Genomic DNA, 14,749 nt, shown 5'->3' with positions numbered 1-14,749 from the left:
GTGGATCGCGATGGCCGACCCGGAGGGCAGCGAGTTCTGCGTGTCCTGACGACCGGCCGGTGACAGGGCGTACGACCGAACGGTGGAGTCGGGCGTACGCCTTCGTCGCGTCCGGCCGTACCCGAGGCTGAGCTTTGGCGGCGTCGCACTGGCGGTGCGATGTCGGTGAGGGGCCCGTTGCTATTACTCGTGCGACGTTCATTCACGTCAGGTGTCGGACCGGTTGCTCTTCGCAGGCACACGCAGGCGCGGGGCAAGTAGTGAAGGCGTCTGCCCTGGGGGTCAGGCGTGTGCGTGTCGTCAGCCGAGTATGAGCGGGTGCCATGAACAGACCGCGCAACCCCGGTCTCCGGAACAAGATCGTCGCCGTGCTGGCGTCGCTGGTGGCGCTGTGGGCGTTCGCCGCGTACGTCACCGTCGGCGAAGGCGTCAGCCTGGTGTGGCTGGCCACGTTGGAGCAGCAGGTCGCCAAGCCGACCGAGGCGCTGATCGCGGCGGTGCAGGAGGAGCGGCGCGAGTCGGTCGCCTACGCCGCGGCGGGCGCGGCGGCGTCGCGTACCGCGATGGACGCCGCCCGCGCCACCACCGACCAGGCCGCGGCGAAGCTGCGCGGGGCGCTGGAGGGCACCGCCGCACAATGGTCGACCAGCGCCGCCAGCGACGCCCGGCTGGCCGACCTGCTCGCGGGTCTGGACACGCTGGGGTCGCACCGCACCGCCCTGGACGGCGGACAGGTGGACCGGGTCGGCGCCAACGACTACTTCACCGGCCTGGCCCAGCTCGGCTTCGACGTGTACGACACCTACACCGCCTGGGACGACTCCGAGGTCATCTACCACACCTCGACGCTGGTGCTGCTCACCCACAGCCAGGAGATGATCTCCCGGGAGGACGCCGTGGTCTCCGGCGTCCTGGGCGCCGAACGCCTGACCGACGCCGACCGGGCCACGCTCACCCAGCTCGTCGGCGCCCAGCGGTACCTGTCCCGGCAGGTCGCCGACCGGCTGCCGCAACCGGACCGGGGCGAGTATCAGAAGCTGCTGGCCGGGCCCGAGCTGACCGCGCTGCGCGCCCTGGAGGAGCAGCTGATGGCGGTCAGGCCGGGGGTGGCCCCGGGCGTCGACGCGGCCGGGTGGCGTGCCACGGCGACCGGTGCGATCGAGGCGCTGCGCACGCTGGTGCTGACCCTGGCGGACCTGACCGTGGTGCGGTTCCGGGGCGCCGCGATCTGGATCGTCATCCGGCTGGTGCTGGCCGCCGGGCTGGGCCTGGTCGCGGTCGTGGCGTCGATCCGGTTCACCATCCGGACCCTGCGCAACCTGCAGAACCAGCTCGCCGAGCTGCGCGTGGCCGCGCTCGATCTGGCGCAGCAGCGGCTGCCGCGGGTGGTGGAGCGGCTGCGGCTGGGCGAGGACGTGGACGTCGCCGGGGCCGCGCCACCGCTGGCGTACGGCGCCGACGACATCGGGCAGGTCGGGCACGCGTTCAACGAGGTGCAGCAGACGGCGATCCAGGCCACCGTCGACCAGGCGGCACTGCGCCGGGGCGTACGCGACGTGTTCCTCAGTCTGGCCCATCGCATCCAGGCGCTGGTGCACCGGCAGCTCAAGCTCATCGACCACATGGAACGGCAGGCCGTCACCGACGAGGAACTGGCCGACCTGTTCCGGATCGACCACCTCGCCACCCGGATGCGCCGCAACGCCGAGAACCTGGTCGTCCTGGCCGGGGTGCCCGCCAGCCGCACCTGGCGCGGGCCGGTGCCGCTGATCGACGTCATCCGCGCCGCGCTGGCCGAGGTCGAGGACTATCCCCGGGTGCGGCTGCGCTCGGCCGACACCGCGGCGGTGGCCGGACGGGCCGTCGGTGACCTGATCCACCTGCTGGCCGAGCTGATGGAGAACGCGTTGTCGTTCTCACCGCCGCAGACCGTCGTGGTGGTCACCGGACGCGCCGTGCCCGTCGGATACCTCATCGAGATCGAGGACCGGGGCCTGGGCATGACCGACCCCGACCTGGCCGAGGCCAACCGGCAACTGGCCGACCCGCCCGAGTTTCAGCTGACCGGAGCGGCCCGGCTCGGGTTCTACGTGGTCGGCCGGTTGGCCGCCCGGCACCGCATCGAGGTGCGGCTGCGGCGCTCGGCCGACGCCGGGGTGGTGGCCTCGGTGCTCGTGCCCGAGGCGTTCCTCGACGACGAGACGACCGGCGCGCAGCGCCCGTACGAGCGGCTGCTGGCCACCGTCGCCGCCGCGACCGCGGTGGCCCCGGCCCGGGGGCCGTCGACCGGATGGGACAGCCCCACCCCGCCGCAGGGCATCAGCGCCGACACCCCGCCCACGGGCGTGCCCGCCCTGCCTGCGGCCGACACCCTACAGACTCCCGCCGGACTGCCCTGGCGGGAGAAGCGGCCCAAGGCCCCGGCCACGCCGCCGGTTCCGGTTCCGGTTCCGGTTCCGCGACCACGGGACCTGCAGGAGCTGGAGCAGGCCGATGCCGCGTGCCCGAACGGGCGCACCCCCGAAGAGGTGGGCCGATTCCTGGCCGCCTACGTCAACGCGGTCCACCAGGGCCGCGAGCGAGCCGACCGGTCCGGTCCCGCCGCCGGTTGATCCATTCCCCTCCCCGACAGGAAGCCGAGCATGTCCGACAAGACAGCCACCGCCAACGCCGACCTGACCTGGCTGGTCGACGACCTCGTCCACCGGGTCGTGGAGGCCCGCTACGCCGTGATCCTGTCCACCGACGGGCTGCTGGTCGCCGCCTCGCGCGGGTTGGTGCGCGGCGACGCCGAGCACCTGGCCGCCGCCGCGTCCGGGCTGAGCAGCCTCGCCCGGGGCGCGGGGCGCCACTTCGGCGACAGCGTCGTACGCCGCACGATGATCGAGTTCGGGACGGGGTACCTGTTCGTCACCGCGGCGGGCAACGGCGCCTGCCTGGCGGTCGTCACCGGCACCGGCATCGACGTCGGCGTCGCCGCGTACGAGATGGAGATGCTGGTCGTCCGGGTCGGGCAGTACATCACCACACCGCTGCGCGCCCCCGCGGTGCCCGCCCACTGAGCCGCGTATGGACGACAGCATCGCCTCCGCCGGCGGCGGGTGGGCCCAGGAGGACGCCGGACCGACCGTCCGGCCGTACGCCGTGACCTCCGGCCGCACCCGCCCGGTGCGGGGCGCGTTCGACCTGATCTCCATCGTGATGGCGCTGCGGTCCCCCGCGGCGCCCGACGGCACCTCGCCGGAGGTCGAGCAGATCCTGCGCTGCTGTCGGCTGCCGGTGTCGGTGGCCGAACTGGCCGCTCGCCTGGACCTGCCGTCAGGCACCGTCAAAGTGCTGCTGGGCGACCTGCTGGAACAGCGGCTCATCGCCACCAGATCCCCCGCGCCGGAGCTCGGCACGCCGAACCGGCCCGTCCTCGAGGCGGTCATCCATGGACTCCGTGCTCTCTGACACCGCGGCCGACACCGCGGTGTTCACCCTGCCCACCGCCGTGAAGATCCTGATCGCGGGGCACTTCGGGGTCGGCAAGACCACGATGGTCGGCTCGGTCAGCGAGATCCTGCCGCTGCGCACCGAGGAGGTCCTGACCGACGCCAGCGTCGGCGTCGACGACCTGTCCGGCGTCGAGGCCAAGAACACCACCACCGTCGCCATGGACTTCGGGCGGATCACCATCAGCGACGACCTGGTGCTGTACCTGTTCGGCACCCCGGGCCAGGAACGGTTCTCGTTCGTGTGGGACGAACTGGCACTCGGGGCGTTGGGGGCGGTCGTGCTGGCCGACACGCGGCGGCTGAAGGACAGCTGGGCCAGCATCGGCTACTTCGAGGACCGGATGACCCCGTTCGTGGTGGCGGTCAACTGCTTCGACGACGGCGAGCGGTACACCACCGCCGACGTGCGGCTGGCGCTGAACCTGGAACCGGACGTGCCGGTGCTGCTGTGCGACGCCCGCCGCCGCGACTCTTCCAAGCAGGTCCTCATCCGGCTGGTCGAACACGTGCTGACCGGCGCCTGAGCCACGGCCGCGCCGTCACGGGTACGGACGGTCGTCGGGCCAGATCCACGGCTGGATGCACGGCGGCGGGGTGCCTTTCACCGCCGCCGGTGGGCAGGGCTGCTCCTCGGTGTCGGCGTAGGAGGGCGCGACCGCCCACACCGCCAGCGCTGTGACGACGGCGAGCACCAGCCCGGCCAGTAACGCCAGCAAGCCCGTACGCCGTTGTCCCGGCATCGTCCCTCCCCAGTCCTGAACCGCCCGTCGAGTATGGGCATCCGGCGGCTGGTCACTCCACGCCTGCGGGGGTGCTGGAAGTGGCCATGTCCACTTGTGGCCATACTTAGGTATCGTTCAATGGATCATCGGTGCGGTCGACGGAGTTGAGACGGCATGTTCGAGACGTTCGGCGTTTCCCGGCCCGCCGAATCGGCGTACCGGATGCTGCTGACCGAACCCGGCCTGACCCGCGCGGACCTGGACCGGCTGCTCGACGCAGACGCCGGGGCGAGCCTGGCCGAACTGACCGAACGCGGGCTGGTCGCGGCCCGCGCTGACGGCACGTTGCGGATCGAGCCGCCGGAGCGGGCGATGGACCTGCTCATCGCCGCCGAGGAGGCCGCCATCGAGGCCCGGCGGGCGGCGCTGGCCGGGCTGCGCGACGGCGTCGGCGACCTGGTCGCCGAGTTCGTCGGGGGCCGCAGCGAAACGTTCGGTGACCTGATCGAGCACGTCACCGGCGACGACGCGGTGCGTTCGCGGCTCTATCAGATCGCCACCGGGGCCAGGCGGCAGGTGTGGACCGTCAATCCCGGACCGGCACCGTCGGCGCGGGCGCTGGCCGCGAGCCGGGCCATGGACCAGGTGAGCCGGGCCAGACAGGTGCGCAGCCGGTCCGTCTTCGGCACCGAGGCCGCCACCGACGCCGGAATGCGCGCCTACCTGACCGAGACGGTCGCCGCCCTGGACGAGGTGCGGCTGCACCCGGATCCGCCGCTGCTGCTGTTCATCGTCGACGGCGAGCTGGCGGTGCTGCCCGCCGACGTGGACCGGCCGGGCCGGGGTGCGCTGGTGCTCAAGAGCCCCGCGCTGGTCCAGCCGCTGATCGTGCTCTACCAGCAGCTGTGGCGGGTGTCGCGGCCGTTCGAACCCGACGCGGGCGGGGAGTCCGACACCGAGCGGCTGCACCGGATCGTGGCGCTGCTCGGCGAGGGGCAGAAGGACGAGGCGATCGCGCGGCGGCTGGGCCTGTCGGTGCGTACCGTCCGGCGCCTGATCTCGGTCGCGGTCGAGGGCCTGGGCGCCGAGAGCCGGTTCCAGGCCGGAGTGCACGCGGTACGTCGCGGCTGGGTGCCCGCCGCCGAGTGACAGCAACCGGCCATCGCCGGTTCGTGCAGCGCCGGACGCCTTACCGGCGGCCACCGGCGGTGCTTGGCTTCGGGTCACCAACGATCTCGATCCTGATGGGAGAGACCATGCGGAACCTGACCCGCCTCGGCGCCGGTGTCGCGGCGACCGTGCTCGCCGCGACCGCCGTGCTGGCCATGGCGTCACCGGCCAGTGCCCGGCTCAACCCGGCCGGGCTGCTGGACTGCGAGTCCGGCGGCTACTACCACTACACCTGCCACATCGAGGACCAGCTGCCGCTGAGCAACGAGGTGTGGAAGTACAACGGGTCGCACGTGGTCGCCTTCGACGGACTCAGCGGCGTGTACGGCGCCTGCGCGGCGAACCTGCGGTTCTCGATCGGGGTCACCTACACCCGGTCCAACGGCACAATCGTCAACACCGGCATGACGCTGAACTGCCTCTACGCCTGGCAGTGAGCACATCGGCATGGGTTCGGCGCCGCCGGACCCATGCCGATGGGTACGGTGTGACCGTGAGCAGCAGCGCCGACCTGACGATCCGGCTCGCGGGAGCGGAGGTCGTGGACGCGCTCGAACCGCTGTGGATCGGCCTGCACGAGCATCACCGCACCGTCGCGCCCCACCTGGCCATGTACGACGACGCCCGCTCCTGGCAGCTGCGGCGCGAGCTGTACCTGCGCTGGATCGCCGAGCCGGGATCGTTCGTGCTGCTGGCCCTCGACGGGGACAAGCCGGTCGGGTACGCGTTCGTGCACGTGTTCGACGGCCCCGACGACAGCTGGGTCTCCGGCGACCGGATGGCCGAGCTGGAGACCTTGTCGGTCGCGCCCGCCTACCGAGGTCGGGGCCTGGGCACACGATTGCTGGACGCGGTCGACGCCCGCCTGGACGAGCTGGGCATCGGTGACCTCTACATCGGCGTGCTGGCCACCAACCTCGCCGCCCAGCGCGTGTACGAGCGCCGCGGCCTGCGCCCCTTGATGATCAAATACGCCCGCCTGGCCGCCTCGCCACCGGCGGCTTCCGCCTAGCCGCAGTGTGGCGCGGGCGCGCCCCAGCCGACCAGCTGTTATCCACCCGTCCACGACCGCGCCGACGCCGCCTGATGCTAAAATTATTCCGCTTTGTGTGGTGGCACCCCCGGTGTCCCGTTCGCGAGCAACTCGCCGCGGGCAGAGGGCTGGGGGTCGACGATGAGGGTTCTACGGGCAGGAGCACAACCGGCCGCGCATCGTGGAAGGGGCTGTCGCGGCGGCCCGAAGCCGTCTCGCCTGGCCGCGATCGCCTCTTGCGCGTTACTGGTCGCCGCGAGTTGCGCGGTGGTCGGCGACGCGGCGTCCGCCGTACCCGCGCGGCCGACGGCCGGGTCGGCACCGGCCGCGCAGGCGTGCGCGACGAGCACGACCGCGCCGAAGGGATCGGCCTTGAAGCCCATCGACCAGGCCGCGTTCCAGGCCGCCGTGGCCGCCGCCGCCGAGCAGATGATGATCCCGGGGGCGGTGGTCCTGCTGTGCACCCCGCAGGGCAGGTTCGAAGCGCTGACGGGCACCACCCAGCTGGGCACGCAGGCACCACCGGCGGGTGACACCCACTTCCGGATCGCCTCGAACACCAAGACCATGACCGCCGCGCTGATCACGCTGCTGGCCCAGGACGGCAAACTCAAGTTCAGCGACCCGGTGTCGGCCTACGTGCCCGGTGTGCCCAACGGCGACAACATCACCGTCGAGCAGCTGCTGAAGATGCGCAGCGGGCTGTACAACTACACCTCCGACCCCCAGTTCTCGGCCACACTGGACGCCGACCCGCAGAAGGCCTGGACGCCACAGGAGGTCCTGGCGATCGCGTTCGGCCACCCGCCGAACTTCGCACCCGGCACGTCCTACGAGTACAGCAACACCAACTACGCGCTGCTGGGCCTGATCGCCGAGAAGGTCGGCGGCAGCGGGCTGGCCCAGCAGCTGCAGGACCGGCTGTTCGGCCCGCTCGGGCTGACTCAGACGTCGCTGCCCGCCACCACCGACACCGAACTGCCGCAGCCCTTCTCGCACGGGTACATGTACGGCGGGTCGATCTACGCGCTGCGCGACGATCCGTACCCCGCCGACCTGCAGGCCGCGGCCCGCGCCGGCACGCTGCAGCCGACCGACTACACCAACCAGAACTCCTCGTACGCCACCGCCGCCGGAGGTGCCGTCTCCACCGCCGACGACCTGGCCGCATGGATCCGGGCACTGGCCTCGGGCAAGGTGCTCGACGCCGACCACCAGCGGCAGTGGCTGCGCAGCCTGCAGGTCGAGGACCCGGCCAACCCCGACGGACAGCAGTACGGGTACGGCATCACCTACCAGCGCTTCGGGCCCGAGGCCGCGATGCACTACCACGGCGGTGAGCTGCCAGGCTTCAACTCGTTCATCGGCTACGACACCGACAACGACGTGACGCTGGTGGTGTGGGCCAACCTGACCCTGACCCCCGAGGGCATGACCACGGCCAACGCGCTGCTGCCGACGGTCCTGAACCAGATCTACGCGGGGATGGCGCTGCCTACCGCGCCGGCACCGGCACCGGCGCCCACCCCGACCAGGTGAAGCGTCACAACTGCCGCAGCGCGGGCACCACGTGGGCGCCGAGGCCCTCGATATAGCCGACCGGGTCGGTGCCGAACGGCATCAGGTGCACCTGGTCGATGCCGATCTCGGCGAAGGCCGCCATCTGGCGCAGGAACTCCGGCGTCGAAGCGGCGTCCGGGGTGAACGGAGCCCAGGTGATGGTCTTGCGGATGCGGGCGTAGTCGGTGCCCTCCCTGGCGCAGTGGGCGGCCAGGATGGCCAACTTGGCCGCGATCACGTCGGGTCCGGCCTGCGGCCCGGCGAACAGGTTGCAGGCGTCGGCGTACTTGGCGACCAGGCGCAGGGTCTTCTTCTCCCCCATCCCGCCGATCATGATGGGCGGGTGCGGACGCGCCAGCGGCTGCGGCGAGTTGACCGTCCCGGCGAGCCGGTAGTGGGCACCCTCGAACGGGCCGGTGTCCTCGCTCCACATCTGGCGGACGATCCGCAGCGTCTCCTCAAGCCGCTCGAACCGCTCGGACAGGGGCGGGAACGGCACACCGAAGGCGGCGTGCTCGCGGTCGTACCAGGCGGCGCCGATGCCGAGCACGGCCCGGCCGCCCGACAGCACGTCCAGCGTGGTCACGATCTTGGCGAGCAGCCCCGGGTGCCGGTAGGTGACCCCGGTGACCAGCAGCTGCAACTCGACCGTGCTGGTCTGTCCGGCCAGGAATCCGAGCGTGGTGTAGCCCTCCAGCATCGGCGCGTCGGGTTCGCCCAGGCCCATGCCCTCCATCTGCAGGTAGTGGTCCATCACCGAGATGTTGTCCACCCCGGCCGCCTCGGCCGCCTGCCCGGCCTGGGCCAGCGTCGGCCCGATCGCCGAGGGGCCGCCCGGGAAGGCGAAGTTGACGATGTGTACACCGAGCCGCATGCGAATGTCCCCCTGTGCAGTGTCGTGGATGCGCGGTCGCCGAGGTCACCGTACCGGTGCCGACGGCGCGACGACGGCCGTTCCCGGGCCGCGCCGCGATACGAGCGGTCAGGCCCGCGCTACCGGCGCCGGTCCTGCCGCGATGTCTCGTCAGATGCGGTACTGCGGTGCGTCGGGGTCGTCCGGCAGGGGACGGGTGAGCGTCGCGTAGGTGAAGCGCGCGATGGACTGCTCCCACCGGAACAGGCACACCTCGGCCCCGACCCGCACGAGCCGCGGCCCCGCCGACACGTCGTGGCCGTCCGCGCGCAGGCACTCCACGACCTCGTCGGCGTCCCAGCCGAACACGTCCACCCCCGCGAACACGACCGGCTGATGCGCGGCCAACCCCTCGCGGCCGGCGTGCTGGAAGACCGTCCGCCGGTCGACCTGGAAGGCGAAAGCCAGCCGGTCCGGACCGCCACCGGCCCGCACGCTCACGCCGTCGAGGTCCCAGGCCCACGTCCAGGTGAGCCCGCAACCCCAGGCATGTCGGTGCGGCTTGGCGCGTCGCTCGACCACGGCCCGCACGTCGTCGAGGGTCATGCCGTAGGTCAGGTCGGGCCAGTCCTCGATCCTGACCCCGTGGTCGGGGACCAGTTCGACGGTCACGCGAACAGGGCGCTGACCGACTCGCCGTTGTGGATGCGGCGCATCGCCTCGGCCAGGGCGGGGGCGATCGAAAGGATCTTCAGCTTTGGTACGCGCTTGTCCTCGGCGATCGGCACCGAGTTGGTGCACACGACCTCCAGCACCCCGGGCTGCTCGCTCAACCGGTCCAGCGCGCCGCTGGAGAACAGCCCGTGCGTACACGCCAGCCGGATCGAGCGCACGTCCAGCGCCCGCAGGTGCTCCATCAGCTCGATGACCGTGCTGCCCTTGGCGATCTCGTCGTCGAGCACGATCACGTGCTTGCCCGCGACGTCGCCGATGATCGCGCTGATCTGCACCCGGTCGTCGCTGTAGCGCTGCTTGGCCCCGGCGGCCACGGGCGTGCCGAGCAGCCGGGCGAACGCGGCGGCCTCCTTGGCGTTGCCGAGGTCGGGCGAGACCACGACCGTGTCGGTCAGGTCGTACTGGCCGAAGTAGCCCGCCAACTCGCGCAGCGCGTGCAGGTGGTCCACCGGCATGCTGAAGAAGCCGTGCACCTGCGGCGAGTGCAGCGTCAACGCCAGCAGCCGGTCGGCTCCGGCGGTCTTGAGCAGGTCGGCGACCAGGCGTCCGCCGATCGAGATGCGCGGGCCGTCCTTCTTGTCCGACCGGGCGTACGCGTAGTGCGGCATCACGACGGTGATGCGGGCCGCCGAGGCGCCACGGGCCGCGTCGAGCATCAGCAGGAGCTCGACCAGGTGCTCCTGCACCGGCGGGACCAGCGGCTGCACCAGGTACACGTCACGCTCACGGCAGTTGGCGCCCAGCTGCACCTCGAGGCAGTCGTTGGCGAAACGCGACACCCGCACCGGATGCAGCGGCACCCCGAGATGGGCGCAGATCTCCGCCGCGAGTTCCGGATGGGCACTGCCACTGAAGACCGCGATGTCGCGCACGAGTGGCATGGTAGATGATCGAGTGTCGCGACTGGCCGGTAGGCTCGGCGAGGTGAGCGGCGAGATGGTGGTGCCCCGGCAGACAGCGGCGCTGGCCGCCTCGGTCCAGGAGTATGTGGACTTCACCGAGGCGTGGCTGAACAACCGGCGGCTGTCGGCCAACACCCGCGAGGCGTACCGGCGGGACGTGGCGGCATACCTGGGCTGGTGCGGCGAGCACGGGGTCGAGCCGCTGCGAGCCATGTTCACGCACGTCAACGACTACGCGCGGGCACTGGAGAGCACCGTGGACCCGCGTAGCGGCCGGACGCTGGCCGCCACGACCGTGGCCCGGAAGATGTCGGGGCTGTCCAGCTGGTACGACTTCCTGGTCAAGCTCGGCGTGGTGACGGCCAACCCGGTACACGGCGCCGACCGGCCACACGTGTCGCGCGACCACTCCGCCACCATCGGGATGAGCCCGGCCGAGGTCGACGCGCTGCTGCGGGCCGCCGAGGCGGATTCGGCCCGCAGCTTCGCCCTGATCACGCTGCTGGCCGACCTGGGTCTGCGGGTCGGCGAGGCGGTGCGGCTGGACCTGGCCGACCTCGGACACGAGCGCGGGCACCGTACCGTGCGGTTCTCCGGCAAGGGCGGCAAGCCGCGCCGCCGCGCTCTGGCGCCGGGCACCGCGGCGGCGCTGGACGGGTATCTGGGACAGCGCGCCGACACGGCGGGCGTGTCGCCCGAGCAGCTGAGTGGGCCGGTGTTCGTCACCCGCCACGGCCGCCCACTAGACCGGCACGCGGTGTTCCTGCTGGTGCGGCGCCTGGCCGAGCAGGCGGGCATCCCGAGCGCGGCGCACCTGTCGCCGCACTCGCTGCGGCACGCGTTCGCGACCACCGCGCGGGCCGAGGGGGTGCCGCTGGAGGACGTGCAGGACGCGATGGGCCACGCCGACCCGCGCACCACCCGCCGCTACGACCGCGACCGGCACAACCTCGACCGCGACCCGTCGTACGCGATCTGGGCCGCCCGCGCTCGCCGCGGCTCGGGCCGCTGACCAAGCTCGGAAACGGCTGGGAATCGGCGGTTCATCCGGCTGAGCGCACTATCTGCACCACTTTGCCCAGTTACCGTGGGTATTCACACACGGGGAGGGCACGATGGCGATGCGTAGCTGGCTGGCGGGGGCCACGGTCGTGGCGCTGCTCGGCGCCGGGGCGTGCGGTTCACCCGCGACCAAGCCGCTGTTCAAAACCGACCCGCGCCTGCCCGCACCCGAGACGGCCGCCTTCGACCCGGCCGGAGTCGGTGACCCCTACTTCCCCACCGCGGGCAACGGCGGCTACGACGTGTCGTCCTACGACCTCAAGCTCAGATACGACCCGGCCACCGGCCGCCTCGACGGCACCGCCGCGATAACCGCCACCACCGCCCGCGACCTCACCGACTTCCACCTCGACCTGCACGCCCTGCCCGCGACCAAAGCCGACGTCGACGGCACCGCCGCCGCGACCAGGCACGACGGCGACGAACTGGTCGTCACCCCGGTCGCGCCGCTGACCGCCGGCCAGACGTTCGTCGCCACCATCGCCTACGGCGGCACGCCCAGCCCGATCGAGGACCGCCGGTTCGGCAGCGGCGGATTCTTCCGCACCCGCGACGGCGCCATCGCCATGGGCGAACCCGCGTCGGCCAGCACCTGGTTCCCCGTCAACGACCACCCTCGCGACAAGGCCCACTACACCATCGAGGTGACCGTGCCCGACGGCCTGGCCGCGATCAGCAACGGCGTGCCGTCCGGACAGTCCAGCCAGGGTGGCTGGACCAGCTGGCGCTGGGAGGTCACCGCGCCGATGGCGCCCTACCTGGCGATGCTCGCGATCGGAAAATACCGGGTGGTCACCAGCGAGCACGATGGCAAGCCGGTGGTCAGCGTCGTCGCCGACACGGTACGCGGCGACGACGCGCAGACCGCGCTGGCCCGCACCCCGGAGATCACCGACTTCCTGGCCCAGTGGTTCGGGCCGTACCCGTTCGACGCCTACGGCGGCGTGGTGGTCGACGACGAACGGGTCGACGAGGCCCTGGAGACCCAGACCCGGCCCGTGTATCCAGCCTCGACGTTCCGGCGCGGACCCGACACCGTCACCGTCGCGCACGAACTGGCCCACCAGTGGTTCGGCGACAGCGTGTCGCTGACCCGGTGGCGCGACATCTGGCTCAACGAGGGCTTTGCCACCTACGCCGAGTGGCTGTGGCAGGAGCACGAGGGCACCAGCACCGTGCGGGAACGGTTCGACCGGCTCTACCGCAACCCCGACAACCGCATCTGGTCGGTGCCGCCGGGCGACCCCGGCCGCGGCGGCCTGTTCTCCGACAGCGTCTACCAGCGCGGCGCGATGACCCTGCAGGCCCTGCGCGACCAGGTCGGCGACGACGCGTTCTTGACCATCCTGCGCACCTGGGCCACCACCCACCGCGACGGCAACGCCACCACCGGCGACTTCACCGCCCTGGCCGAGAAGGTCGCCGGGCGGTCGCTGGCCGGGTTCTTCGACGCATGGCTGTTCCAGACCGGGCGCCCGCAGCTGTGATCAGCCCAACGGGTCGCTGGTCCGGGTGCCGTCACCCGGGCTGACCTGGGCGGTCCAGGCCCGGCCGTCCCAGTAGCGGTAGTAGTGCCGTCCGGTCGGATCGGTGTACCAGCCGGCGGGCGCGGCCGGGGCGGGCAGCAGCGCGGCCTCGGGCCGGTCGGCGGGCACGGCCGGCAGCAGCCGGTCCAGCTCACCCACCGCGAGCTCGGACAGGCCCAGCTCCCGGGCGCGGCGCACCCGCGGGTCGTCGGTGTCGCCGTCGGCGACCACCACCGTGGCCAGTCCCCGGGTCAGGTTGGTGGCCAGCCGGTAGCCCGCCTGCCCGATCCGGCGCCGCACCTGCGCGGGCACCGCCGGGCTGCACCACACCCGCGGGCCGGTCGCCCGCGCCGCACCGGCCTGCACGGGCACGGTGACCAGGTCGGCGAAGTAGTCGGGCAGGTCCAGCAACCTTGCCACGGCCACCAGTTGCCGCTGCTCGTCGGCGCTGAGGGAGGGCTGGGCCATCGCGGCGTCGCGCAGCCCGTCCAGGAACCGGCGGTGCAGCGCCGCGACCTGCGACGCCCCCATCCCGGCCCGACCGGCCAGCCGACCCAGGTGCCGGGTCTTGCGGCCGGTCAGCCTCCCGTCGATCAGCGCGTCGGCCAGCGCGTCCAGATACGGCTGGGCGCCGACCGGGTCGTGGTCGGCCATCGAGTACGGCAGCTTCGTCAGCAGTGAACGCATCCACCCGCCGGTGCCCTTGCGTAGGTTGGTGACCCGGGTGCGGGGCGTGGCGCCGGTCCGCTGCCGCGGCAGCACCGCCGCGGGCACCGGGTAGGTGATCTCCGGCGACTGGGCGAGCAGCCGCGGCAGCAGCATCGCCGTGGCCCGCACATCCCCGAGGGCGGTGTGCGCGTCGTACAGGGTGATGCCGGAGATCTCGCAGCAGGTGGACAGCTTGTAGTTCGGGCAGGCCAGCACCGCGCGGGCCAGCCGCAGCGTGCACAGCGCCGGGATGACCGGGGTCGCCACCCCGGCGCGGGCGAACTCGTAGGCCAGGAACCGTTCCTCGAACGGGGCGTGGTGGGCCACCACGACCGCGCCGTCGAGCCGGGCCAGGATTTCCGGCGCCATCTGCGCGAACGTCGGCGCGCCGAGCACCATGTCGGCGGAGATGTGGTGCAGGTACGTCGGACCCGGGTCACGGCCCGGGTCGATGAGGGTGGCCCACTCGTCCACGACGACACCGTCCTCGACTCGGGCCATGGCGATCTCGACGATGCGGTCGTCGTCGGCCAAGCCGGTGGTCTCCAGGTCGATCACGACGTAGGTGGATGGGAGCCGGTGACCGTCGGGATCGGTGGTGCCGTAACCGAACAGCGCAGGTGCCTGACCGTACATGGCACAGAGTCTGCGGTCGCGGTACGACACGTCGACATCGGACGGTCGGCCGGTCCTGCGATCAAGGCCGGATGGGACGGTGGGTCAGCCCAGGTCAGCCCAGGTCGGCGCGGGAGCCCTCCCGGGTGCGCTGCGGATCGATCTCGCGCTGCGGGAACCGGCGCAGGTACTCGTGCTCCAACTCGCGGGAGCGCTCGGTGTGCGTGTGCAGCGCGTCGTCGGAGCCGTGGCGCAGGGTCTGCACCCGGGTGCGGCCCAGGCTCTCCAGCTCACGCAACAGATCCTCGTCGGCCAGTTCGTCGGCCGGAATGCCTTCGATGATCTCCATGTGAGAGGTTTACCCAG

At 72.0% G+C, this 14,749-nt stretch carries 16 protein-coding genes; 10 read left to right on the top strand and 6 right to left on the bottom strand.

The features are described 5' to 3' along the window. Nucleotides 1-323 precede the first annotated feature (323 nt). Genes KUA19_RS11625 through KUA19_RS11610 form a run of 4 tightly spaced genes read left to right on the top strand, consistent with a single transcriptional unit; the run spans nt 324 to nt 4,021 of the window. Nucleotides 324-2,612, top strand: a complete 2,289-nt coding sequence (locus KUA19_RS11625) for a sensor histidine kinase (protein WP_217396199.1) — start codon at nt 324-326, stop codon at nt 2,610-2,612. 30 nt (nt 2,613-2,642) lie between these two features. After that, nucleotides 2,643-3,062: a roadblock/LC7 domain-containing protein gene (locus KUA19_RS11620; RefSeq protein WP_217396198.1), complete on the top strand. Its 420-nt coding sequence runs from the start codon at nt 2,643-2,645 to the stop codon at nt 3,060-3,062. Nucleotides 3,063-3,069: 7 nt separating this feature from the next. Beyond that, on the top strand, nt 3,070-3,453 hold the full coding sequence (locus KUA19_RS11615) for a DUF742 domain-containing protein (RefSeq protein ID WP_217396197.1): 384 nt from the start codon (nt 3,070-3,072) through the stop codon (nt 3,451-3,453). Next, the gene (locus KUA19_RS11610) at nt 3,434-4,021 is read left to right on the top strand and encodes a GTP-binding protein (protein WP_217396196.1); all 588 of its coding nucleotides are present in this window, start codon (nt 3,434-3,436) and stop codon (nt 4,019-4,021) included. The genes KUA19_RS11615 and KUA19_RS11610 overlap by 20 nt, the downstream gene beginning before the upstream one ends. 15 nt (nt 4,022-4,036) lie before the next feature. Here KUA19_RS11610 and KUA19_RS11605 read toward each other — a convergent pair whose 3' ends face one another. Beyond that, nucleotides 4,037-4,237 (bottom strand): hypothetical protein, encoded by a 201-nt coding sequence (locus tag KUA19_RS11605; protein ID WP_217396195.1) that lies wholly within the window; start codon nt 4,235-4,237, stop codon nt 4,037-4,039. Between the two features lie 156 nt (nt 4,238-4,393). On the opposite strand from KUA19_RS11605, the gene KUA19_RS11600 reads away from it, so the two are divergent. The 4 genes from KUA19_RS11600 to KUA19_RS11585 all read left to right on the top strand — a co-directional run bounded on the left by KUA19_RS11600 (nt 4,394) and on the right by KUA19_RS11585 (nt 7,961). Further along, the gene (locus tag KUA19_RS11600; protein WP_217396194.1) at nt 4,394-5,368 is read left to right on the top strand and encodes a helix-turn-helix transcriptional regulator; all 975 of its coding nucleotides are present in this window, start codon (nt 4,394-4,396) and stop codon (nt 5,366-5,368) included. A gap of 107 nt (nt 5,369-5,475) precedes the next feature. Further along, entirely contained in the window at nt 5,476-5,826 is a 351-nt protein-coding gene (locus KUA19_RS11595; protein WP_217396193.1) for a hypothetical protein, read from the top strand. Between the two features lie 56 nt (nt 5,827-5,882). Continuing rightward, complete coding sequence (locus tag KUA19_RS11590; RefSeq protein WP_372451790.1) at nt 5,883-6,401, top strand: GNAT family N-acetyltransferase; 519 nt, start codon at nt 5,883-5,885, stop codon at nt 6,399-6,401. Between the two features lie 393 nt (nt 6,402-6,794). Next, the gene (locus KUA19_RS11585) at nt 6,795-7,961 is read left to right on the top strand and encodes a serine hydrolase domain-containing protein (protein WP_217396192.1); all 1,167 of its coding nucleotides are present in this window, start codon (nt 6,795-6,797) and stop codon (nt 7,959-7,961) included. Nucleotides 7,962-7,965: 4 nt separating this feature from the next. Here the strand turns inward: KUA19_RS11585 and KUA19_RS11580 are convergent, their stop codons facing one another. The 3 genes from KUA19_RS11580 to KUA19_RS11570 all read right to left on the bottom strand — a co-directional run bounded on the left by KUA19_RS11580 (nt 7,966) and on the right by KUA19_RS11570 (nt 10,442). Further along, entirely contained in the window at nt 7,966-8,856 is an 891-nt protein-coding gene (locus KUA19_RS11580) for an LLM class F420-dependent oxidoreductase (protein WP_217396191.1), read from the bottom strand. A gap of 150 nt (nt 8,857-9,006) precedes the next feature. After that, nucleotides 9,007-9,507, bottom strand: coding sequence for a hypothetical protein (locus KUA19_RS11575; protein WP_217396190.1), 501 nt, complete (start codon nt 9,505-9,507; stop codon nt 9,007-9,009). Further along, nucleotides 9,504-10,442 (bottom strand): ribose-phosphate diphosphokinase, encoded by a 939-nt coding sequence (locus KUA19_RS11570; RefSeq protein ID WP_217396189.1) that lies wholly within the window; start codon nt 10,440-10,442, stop codon nt 9,504-9,506. Before KUA19_RS11570 ends, KUA19_RS11575 begins: the two co-directional genes overlap by 4 nt. 64 nt (nt 10,443-10,506) lie before the next feature. On the opposite strand from KUA19_RS11570, the gene KUA19_RS11565 reads away from it, so the two are divergent. Further along, nucleotides 10,507-11,484, top strand: a complete 978-nt coding sequence (locus KUA19_RS11565; RefSeq protein ID WP_217396343.1) for a tyrosine-type recombinase/integrase — start codon at nt 10,507-10,509, stop codon at nt 11,482-11,484. Nucleotides 11,485-11,587: 103 nt separating this feature from the next. Continuing rightward, a complete protein-coding gene (locus KUA19_RS11560; protein WP_217396188.1) occupies nt 11,588-13,021 on the top strand; it encodes a M1 family metallopeptidase in 1,434 nt (477 codons plus the stop codon). On the opposite strand, the gene KUA19_RS11555 is transcribed toward KUA19_RS11560, so the two are convergent. Both KUA19_RS11555 and KUA19_RS11550 read right to left on the bottom strand, forming a co-directional pair. Continuing rightward, the gene (locus KUA19_RS11555; RefSeq protein WP_217396342.1) at nt 13,022-14,404 is read right to left on the bottom strand and encodes an exonuclease domain-containing protein; all 1,383 of its coding nucleotides are present in this window, start codon (nt 14,402-14,404) and stop codon (nt 13,022-13,024) included. A gap of 94 nt (nt 14,405-14,498) precedes the next feature. Next, entirely contained in the window at nt 14,499-14,732 is a 234-nt protein-coding gene (locus KUA19_RS11550; RefSeq protein WP_254549193.1) for a DUF6158 family protein, read from the bottom strand. Nucleotides 14,733-14,749: the final 17 nt, after the last annotated feature.

Source organism: Catellatospora tritici, from assembly GCF_019083965.1.
Taxonomy (GTDB): Bacteria; Actinomycetota; Actinomycetes; order Mycobacteriales; family Micromonosporaceae; genus Catellatospora; species Catellatospora tritici.
The sequence above is the reverse complement of the archived record's forward strand: the minus strand, read 5'-3'. Positions and strand labels throughout refer to the sequence as shown.

Bases quoted from the DNA above. Each gene is read 5' to 3' on its own strand.
- KUA19_RS11625 (WP_217396199.1), top strand. From the start codon at position 324: ATGAACAGACCGCGCAACCCCGGTCTCCGGAACAAGATCGTCGCCGTG.
- KUA19_RS11610 (WP_217396196.1), top strand. From the start codon at position 3,434: ATGGACTCCGTGCTCTCTGACACCGCGGCCGACACCGCGGTGTTCACC.
- KUA19_RS11565 (WP_217396343.1), top strand. From the start codon at position 10,507: ATGGTGGTGCCCCGGCAGACAGCGGCGCTGGCCGCCTCGGTCCAGGAG.
- KUA19_RS11615 (WP_217396197.1), top strand. From the start codon at position 3,070: ATGGACGACAGCATCGCCTCCGCCGGCGGCGGGTGGGCCCAGGAGGAC.
- KUA19_RS11550 (WP_254549193.1), bottom strand. From the start codon at position 14,732: ATGGAGATCATCGAAGGCATTCCGGCCGACGAACTGGCCGACGAGGAT.
- KUA19_RS11620 (WP_217396198.1), top strand. From the start codon at position 2,643: ATGTCCGACAAGACAGCCACCGCCAACGCCGACCTGACCTGGCTGGTC.
- KUA19_RS11605 (WP_217396195.1), bottom strand. From the start codon at position 4,237: ATGCCGGGACAACGGCGTACGGGCTTGCTGGCGTTACTGGCCGGGCTG.
- KUA19_RS11555 (WP_217396342.1), bottom strand. From the start codon at position 14,404: ATGTACGGTCAGGCACCTGCGCTGTTCGGTTACGGCACCACCGATCCC.
- KUA19_RS11560 (WP_217396188.1), top strand. From the start codon at position 11,588: ATGGCGATGCGTAGCTGGCTGGCGGGGGCCACGGTCGTGGCGCTGCTC.
- KUA19_RS11580 (WP_217396191.1), bottom strand. From the start codon at position 8,856: ATGCGGCTCGGTGTACACATCGTCAACTTCGCCTTCCCGGGCGGCCCC.
- KUA19_RS11595 (WP_217396193.1), top strand. From the start codon at position 5,476: ATGCGGAACCTGACCCGCCTCGGCGCCGGTGTCGCGGCGACCGTGCTC.
- KUA19_RS11600 (WP_217396194.1), top strand. From the start codon at position 4,394: ATGTTCGAGACGTTCGGCGTTTCCCGGCCCGCCGAATCGGCGTACCGG.